Genomic DNA, 8033 nt, shown 5'->3' with positions numbered 1-8033 from the left:
CTTCCCTCTGTTCACAACATAAGCAACAATAGCAGCGAACACAAAAAGCAAAGCAATAACGATAAGTCCCAGCATCCTGTTTTTATTCTTGTCCCGCAAAGCGATATAGAAATAAAACCCGAGCAAAGGAAGAGCAAACACAAGAACAAATAACAAAGTAGGGAAAAGCATCGTATTTCAGATTAAAAGTTCATTCTTGCAAGAGGAGCAATATCCTGACCTGCAAAGTCTTTCTGTAAAAATTTATAATATCCCGCTATCGCAATCATACCGGCGTTATCTGTACAGTACTGAAAAGCTGGAATAAAAACGTTCCAGCCATTCTTGTCCGCCGCATCCTGCAGCATCGACCGTAGTCCGGAGTTAGCAGAAACTCCGCCCGCAATGGAAACATCCCGGATCCCGAACTGTCTGGCTGCTTTCTTCAGCTTATTAAGGAGAATGGTGATAATGCGGTACTGAACAGAAGCACAGATATCATTCATATTCTTCTCCAGGAATTCAGCATCCTCCCTGACACGGTCCCTGACAAAATAAAGAATAGATGTCTTCAATCCGCTGAAACTAAAATCCAGTCCTGCAATCTGGGGCTCCGGAAAAGCAAATGCATGAGGATTACCCTCCCTGGCATATTTATCAATCAGTGGACCGCCAGGATAAGGAAGTCCGAGGATCTTTGCTGTCTTGTCAAAAGCCTCCCCGGCAGCATCATCATTCGTTTCTCCGACAACTTCCATATCAAAATAATCGCGAACCAGCACAATCTGAGTATGCCCCCCCGAAACGGTCAGACACAAAAAAGGGAACCGGGGCTTGGGATCATCAATAAAATGAGCCAGCACATGTGCCTGCATATGATTAACCTCCACCAGCGGGATGCCCTTCGCCAATGCAAAACCCTTCGCAAAAGATGTTCCAACAAGCAATGAACCTAATAGTCCCGGTCCGCGCGTAAAAGCTACAGCATCAATATCTTTTTTATTTACTTTTGCACCCGCAATAGCTTCCTGTACTACAGGTATAATATTTTGCTGATGGGCTCTTGAGGCGAGTTCGGGAACTACGCCTCCATATTTTTCATGCACTGCCTGGGTAGCGATAATATTTGACAGTATTTTACCGTCTTTACAGATAGCTGCAGAAGTTTCGTCGCAGGATGATTCTATTGCAAGAATTGTAGTCAAACCGGATATAATAGATTGTTGTTAACTAATTAAAGTACAAAACTATTAAAAAACTACTAAAAATAACGTTGTGGACGCTTTCAGTAATTGCCATACTGATCGCATCTCTCATTATAGCGCTGCAGTTTAAACCGGTTCAGACTTACATTGCAAAGAGGGCGGCAAGATATTTGTCCAAAGAACTGAATACAACTATCGGAATAAAGTCGCTTTACATCAAGCCTTTAAAGTCACTGGTTCTAGAGGATTTTTATATTCAGGACCTTGACAAAGATACGTTGCTCTATACCCCGCGCTTGTCTGTCGACCTCAATCTGTTTTCTCTCCGGCAAAGGAAAGTGTCCGTCAATACTGCGCAGCTCGACAACGGCAAGTTCTTCCTGAAACAGTATAAAGACGGGAAGACCAATCTCCAGTTCATTATAAACTATTTTGATTCAGGAAAGCCTGCTCCCAAAAAGAAACCATCAAAAAAGCCATTCGACATTACGTTTGACAGGATAGTACTGAATAATACTGCCTTTAAATACCGCAATTACAACAATCAGGATACTATAAAGGGGATCAACTTCGATGATGTCTCGCTCTATCAGCTCAACACAACCATTTTAAACCTCGACACGAAAAACCACTTGTTTAAAGCAGGCATCCGCGATATGAGCTTCCGGGAAAAGAGCGGCTTCTATTTAAAAAACCTGAGCACAGACGCTGTTATCGATAGCAACAGCATGGAATTTAAAAACCTGCTTCTCGAAACCCCCAATACAACAATCAGGAACTACGTATTGATGAAATACGCAAACTTCGGCGATTTCAACGACTTCATCCGCAAAGTATATGTGAAGGGACATCTAAGGAATTCAGTGGTTTTTTCGAAAGACATTGCCTACTTCACAGATGCCCTTGATGCCATGAATATAAAACTGAGGATGAACGGAGATCTGAGCGGATATGTCGACAACTTCAGAGCCCGCAATTTCTCGGTAAAAGCAGGACAGGCCACCTATGTAAAAGGAAACTTCAATATAAAAGGACTTCCCTATATCAACAAAACCTCTCTCAACCTTACGGTGAACCAGCTTGCCACTAACAAAAAAGACGCAGACTATATTATAAAAGCATTCAGCGGAAAAACGGGACTTATCCCCCCGATAGCAGAGAAGTTTGGCAATATTTATTTCAAAGGCAGCTTTAACGGGATGCTCAAAGACTTCCGCGCCGCTGGTGAATTTAAGACCAGCCTCGGAAGGATTATCCCGGATATCAAAATGAACCTGTACAAGGAACCTGTATATTCCGGAACAATAGCCGCACAGGACCTCAACCTGCGGGAGCTGCTGCAGCAACGCGACCTTGGCCGAGCGTCGTTCAAAGCAAACATTAAAGGCAGTGGATTCAACATCCGCAAGCTTAAAGAAAACCTCGACGTAACGGCTGACTATTTCGACTTCCATGGATATCGGTATTCAGCATTGAATATCAATGGAACGCTCTCCGACAAGCTGTTCAGCGGACAGCTGGCTGTAGACGACAGGAATTTACAATTAAACTTTAAGGGAGATGTTAACCTCAGCCCTTCTTTGCCCCAATTCAACTTCAATGCCGACATACGTCATGCTAACCTCCATAAATTGAACCTTTCTAAAGACACCATCCAGCTGGAAACTCAATTGCGCAGCAACTTCAGCGGCAATTCTATTGAGAATCTGCAGGGAGACCTCCAGCTATCTGGTTTAAGGCTCACTAACAGGGATAGTTCCCTTCTTGTCAATTCAATTACATTAACAGCTTCCGGATTAGGGGGTTCGCGGTTAATTGCAATAAATTCAGAATTGCTGGAAGCCAGCATCCGGGGAGAATACGATCTTAAGACTCTTCCCTCTTATTTCAAATCTGTAGCAAAAAGATATGTTCCTTCGCTGAAAACGACTATTGTAAAACACGGAAATCAAAACTTCAACTTATATATCAAGATCAAGGACTTCGCTCCTTTCAGCATGCTGCTCATTCCCGATCTCTCCCTCCCGGACGGAGCTGTGTTTTATGGACGCTTCGTGTCGGCAGACAGCATCGCCGCAGTTAACGGCTCAAGCCCTCTCATCCGGTATAAAAAAATAAAAGTAAACAACTTCATCCTGGACGAGTCTGCCGGCAAAAACGCATTGAATATCTTTCTCACTGCCGACAGGATCGACATAACAGACAGCCTTTACATCAAGAACATCAACATTGCAAACGTGGTTCATAATGATAGCCTTGCCCTCAACGTGAAGCTATCAGACAAAGATGCAACCAACCAGCTCGACCTTAATGCCCTGGTTGAATTTGGCACCGATACACTGGCAAAACTCAGTATTCTGCCTTCTGATTTTGTGATCAACAAAGAATCATGGAAAGTTCCCGAACAGGTAAAGTTCAGGTTCGATCCCGGCAAAATATTCATCGAAGATTTTGAGCTTAGCCGGAACGACCAACTCCTCACAATCAACGGCATTGTATCTGCAAGCCACGATGACAAGCTCGACATTGAGTTTAAAAAATTCCAGGCAGCCACATTCAATCCTCTTACAAGGGGAGCCGGAATGATCATGACAGGCGAAATGAACGGAAATATCTCTATATCTTCTGTTACAAAAACGCCCAAAATAGAATCCGAACTGAGCGTCGATTCACTTACTATGAATAACATCAGCATTGGCAAACTCGCACTGAATGCTGAAGTCGACAATGAGACCAAGTTGGTAGATGTAAACATGGACATCGTCAGAAATGGGCAGAAGACAATGAATGTTAAAGGGACATACGATGCAGGCGCAGCAAAGAACACGCTTGACCTTTCGGTGGAGATGAACAATAACCAGTTGGTCATCTTCCAGCCGTTCATCAGGCACCTGGTGTCTGATGTAAGTGGCGAAGCCTCCGCACGGCTTAATGTATCCGGTAATATCCTGGACCCCAAAATAAATGGAACTCTAAGCCTGAAAGAAGCAAACCTGACCGTTAACTATCTTAAAACACCATATAAAATAACCGACGACGTTACCGTAGAAAACAGCGTAATACGGCTGAACGGACTGCAGTTAACAGATATTAGCAACAATACAGCTACAGCCAACGGAACTGTCAACATGAAAGATCCGGGCAACCCTGATATTGATGTTTCTGTCCGCACAAGTAAGTTCATGGTACTGAACACTACTGCCAAAGACAACCCGATATATTACGGAACCGCCTACGCCACCGGTATGTTCAGGTTCAAGGGACCAACGGACAATATGAGGATCGACATCAATGCAAAAACCGAAGAAGGTACTGTATTTAATATCCCGTTGAATGCATCTGAAACTGTCGCGAATAATGATTTCATTACATTCGTCGCTAAAGATTCAACCTTCACCCCCAAAAACCAATCTTTCTTTTTGCCCGGCCTGGTTTTGAATATGGACCTCACAGTAGACGAAAATTCACTGGTAAATATCTACACCAACCTTGGACGCCTCAATGGAAGGGGAAATGCCAATATCAATCTTAAGATCACCAGTCAGGGCGATTTTGAAATGTATGGCGATTACCTGATCTCAAGCGGAAAGTTCCAGTTTACGGCTCAGGACTTTATTAACAAGATCTTTGACCTTAGCCAGGGAGGGTCCATACGCTGGACCGGCGACCCGACAGATGCCCTGATTAACCTCCGGGCCATTTATTCATTAAGAACCGACATCAGGCCCTTGTATGTTGCCGCGGGACGTCCGCCCATCGAAGGACGCTACCAGACAGAAGCAATCATGAACCTGAGTGGTAATCTGATGAGACCGGATATCTCCTTTGATATAAATTTCCCCAATGATGCCAACATCAAAGACGAGCTGCAGACCTACTTTAATGATGTAAACAATAAAAACACCCAGGCACTCAGCCTGATAGTAAGACGATCGTTCTCTCCCAATACCGGAAACGTCAACGTTCAGGCAGTTAACAATACCCTTTTCAGCGCAGGAACCGAACTGCTGGTCAATCAGTTTAACAATATTCTGGCACAGTGGCTTAATCTGAATTTCGTAGATCTCAATATCCGTTCGTTTAACGAAGCAAGCGCCTCTTTCAGGTTTATGAAAGACCGGCTGGTAATCACAGCAGGAGTTACCGACAGAAGGGCAGATGTAACAGACTACAGTATTATAGGCAATAATGTTACCAGGGATGCCGAAATGCTCTATCTCATCCAAAAAGACGGAAGCCTGACAGCCCGCGTTTCAAACCGGCTTAACAACCGGAACTTCCTCAATCCCGATCAGGAGTATATAAGTGCAGTCGGACTCGTTTACAGGCAGGATTTTGAAACCCTGGGAGAATTCCTCAGGGCACTTATCGGGCAAAGACGCCGCGAAGAAAGAGCCAGAAGAGGAACATCCTCTCCGCTTCCCACCTCTCCCGGCCAACCATCCAGATCGCCGGCAATCCTCCCATCCTCCGCCGAATCAGGCAAAAGACAACGTTAAAGAAATTTGTCCCGGTAAAAATCATCACCGGGATTTACAGTATCTGACAGGTACTACTTAATCTGATTCGTACCACTTAACACCTGCAAGTCCTGGTTCCCAAGAATGGTATGCCCCATCCGGTCTCTTTTAGTTTGCAGATATCTTTCGTTATGCTCATTCGACTTAATCTCAATGGCTACCGTCTCAACTATTTCAAGACCATATCCTATAAGGCCAGCACGCTTCGTCGGATTATTAGACATCAGTCTCATTTTGGTTATTCCCAAACTTCTCAGGATCTGAGCTCCGATACCATAATCCCGCTGATCCATTTTGAAACCAAGCTTGAGGTTTGCATCCACCGTATCAAAACCGTGTTCCTGCAAATTATAAGCATGCAGCTTATTTATAAGACCGATACCCCGGCCCTCCTGGTTCATGTATATCACAACACCTTTTCCTTCCTTCTCAATCATCTCCATAGCCTTGTGTAACTGCGGACCGCAATCACAACGGCATGAACCGAATATATCTCCGGTCACACACGAACTGTGGACCCTTACCATTACTGGCTCATCCGGTTCCCATTCCCCTTTTACCAAAGCAAGATGATGTTCTCCTGTATTAAGTTGCGTATAGGCAATCATATGAAAATCGCCCCATTCCGTTGGCAGGTTAACCGATACCTCTTTTGAAATCAGAGTCTCAGTCTGAAGGCGGTAAGTGATCAGATCTTTAATGGATATGATCTTGAGATTAAACTTCTCAGCAATCTTAATCAAATCCGGAAGACGCGCCATTTCTCCATCATCCTTCATGATTTCAACCAGGACTCCCGCAGGTTCCATACCCGCAAGACTAGCCAGATCCACGACTGCCTCGGTATGCCCGGCCCTTCTCAGCACTCCCCCATCCTTCGCACGCAGAGGAAAAATATGCCCCGGCCTTCCTAGATCTTCCGGTTGTGTGCCCGGATTAATCAGAGCTTGCACAGTCTTCGCCCTGTCTGAAGCTGATATCCCAGTAGTACATCCGTTACCAATAAGATCAACGGAAACAGTGAAATTAGTTTCGTGAAGAGCCGTATTCTTCCCAACCATCAGGTTAAGCCGCAATTCGTCGCAACGACTTTCAGTAAGGGGAGCACAAATAAGGCCTCTGCCATAAGACGCCATGAAATTAATCACCTCAGGAGTGACATTCCTTGCCGTAGTAACAAAGTCCCCTTCATTTTCACGGTCCTCATCATCCACAACAATTATCACTTTTCCGGCCTTAAGCTCCTCAATAGCTTCCTCTATTGTATTAAGTTTAATTTCCATTTCTGACAAAATTACACTTCTCAAAGAAGATTACTATAATCAGTGAGTAAAGTTATAAGAGTCATTCCCGAAACTGAAAGAGCCACTCCCAAAACTTCCGGTTCAGAGTCTTTTTTTCCCTTTGTATTAGTCTGCCCTTTACCAGATATGGCGGCCCCAGCTCCTGTACTTTAAAAATCAACACAATAAACCGATGTTACATTCAGAAGATCTCTATCAACATCAAAAAGAAAGGGCTCAGAGAAGTGATTCTTATTTCGAATAATTTTCAGGGCTTCATAACTTACCGGATGTTTCAGCGCGTAAGATTCATTGTTATCTTCAAAGTTTGTTATCATCGCGTTTCCCAGGCAACAAGAATCCCAGCCAACGACTCTTTTTAGGATCGGATAAAGACGTGTGGATGTCAGGGATATAAAAGACTCAATTTTATTCGTAAGCCCAAATTCAATTGAAGCAGCAATTAACTGCGCTGTAATAGACGTAGACCCGCGGCGAGCTTCCTGGCTTGCACAGGTTCGCGATATTTCCCAAATTCTGTCTGAATTTGGTATTGGCTCGTGCATAATAAAGTGGGAATAGTGTTCTCCCAGCATATAAGGCCGTGAAGTGGGCATTAACCGGCAACATGCATCTACTTTTAGCTCATCATTGACCCTGACAATGTAGACAGATCCATCCTTGTCATAGATATCATGCTCCATGCAATTGAAAGTTTGGAGTCCCACAGTCCACTTTAGTTCCTTTGAAAAAACTTCCCATCTTAAATGGTGCATGGAAGCAAGAATCTCTACCTGACTTTCATCATTTGCTCGTATTAGTCTAAAGTTTGACATTTTCGAGATCCCCACCTTAAAAAAGCTTCATTCTTTTTCCCGTCAGCCCGCTCCCTTCACCCCCCGGCGGACCAGAAGGCACCTCCTGCCCCTGCTTTTCGGGCTTCTTCTTTTTCCCGTGAAGCCTCCCCATCTTCTCCAGGAGATCCTTGCCTTTGTGCACCACCGGCCATGCCGCCCCATCTCCTCCCTGTTGGCGGAGATCATTCG

At 44.4% G+C, this 8033-nt stretch carries 5 protein-coding genes; 1 reads left to right on the top strand and 4 read right to left on the bottom strand.

Annotation, left to right across the window (positions count from 1 at the left end; translation table 11 throughout):
• Positions 1–182: 182 nt before the first annotated feature.
• Positions 183–1184: a tRNA (adenosine(37)-N6)-threonylcarbamoyltransferase complex transferase subunit TsaD gene (gene tsaD, locus DDR33_RS19570; RefSeq protein ID WP_109417499.1), complete on the bottom strand. Its 1002-nt coding sequence runs from the start codon at positions 1182–1184 to the stop codon at positions 183–185.
• Positions 1185–1228: 44 nt separating this feature from the next.
• Here tsaD and DDR33_RS19565 point away from each other — a divergent pair, with 44 nt between their 5' ends.
• Positions 1229–5683 carry a translocation/assembly module TamB domain-containing protein gene (locus DDR33_RS19565; protein ID WP_449406361.1) on the top strand — a complete coding sequence of 1485 codons (4455 nt, stop codon included), beginning with the start codon at positions 1229–1231 and terminating at the stop codon, positions 5681–5683.
• A gap of 53 nt (positions 5684–5736) precedes the next feature.
• Here DDR33_RS19565 and DDR33_RS19560 read toward each other — a convergent pair whose 3' ends face one another.
• The 3 genes from DDR33_RS19560 to DDR33_RS25965 all read right to left on the bottom strand — a co-directional run.
• On the bottom strand, positions 5737–6987 hold the full coding sequence (locus tag DDR33_RS19560) for a bifunctional 3,4-dihydroxy-2-butanone-4-phosphate synthase/GTP cyclohydrolase II (RefSeq protein ID WP_109417497.1): 1251 nt from the start codon (positions 6985–6987) through the stop codon (positions 5737–5739).
• Between the two features lie 170 nt (positions 6988–7157).
• On the bottom strand, positions 7158–7823 hold the full coding sequence (locus tag DDR33_RS19555; protein WP_109417496.1) for an acyl-homoserine-lactone synthase: 666 nt from the start codon (positions 7821–7823) through the stop codon (positions 7158–7160).
• Positions 7824–7839: 16 nt separating this feature from the next.
• Positions 7840–8033 (bottom strand): hypothetical protein (locus DDR33_RS25965; RefSeq protein WP_158280813.1); only part of this gene is annotated, 194 nt, incomplete at its 5' end.

The organism is Pararcticibacter amylolyticus, from assembly GCF_003130405.1.
GTDB lineage: Bacteria > Bacteroidota > Bacteroidia > Sphingobacteriales > Sphingobacteriaceae > Arcticibacter > Arcticibacter amylolyticus.
The sequence above is the reverse complement of the archived record's forward strand: the minus strand, read 5'-3'. Positions and strand labels throughout refer to the sequence as shown.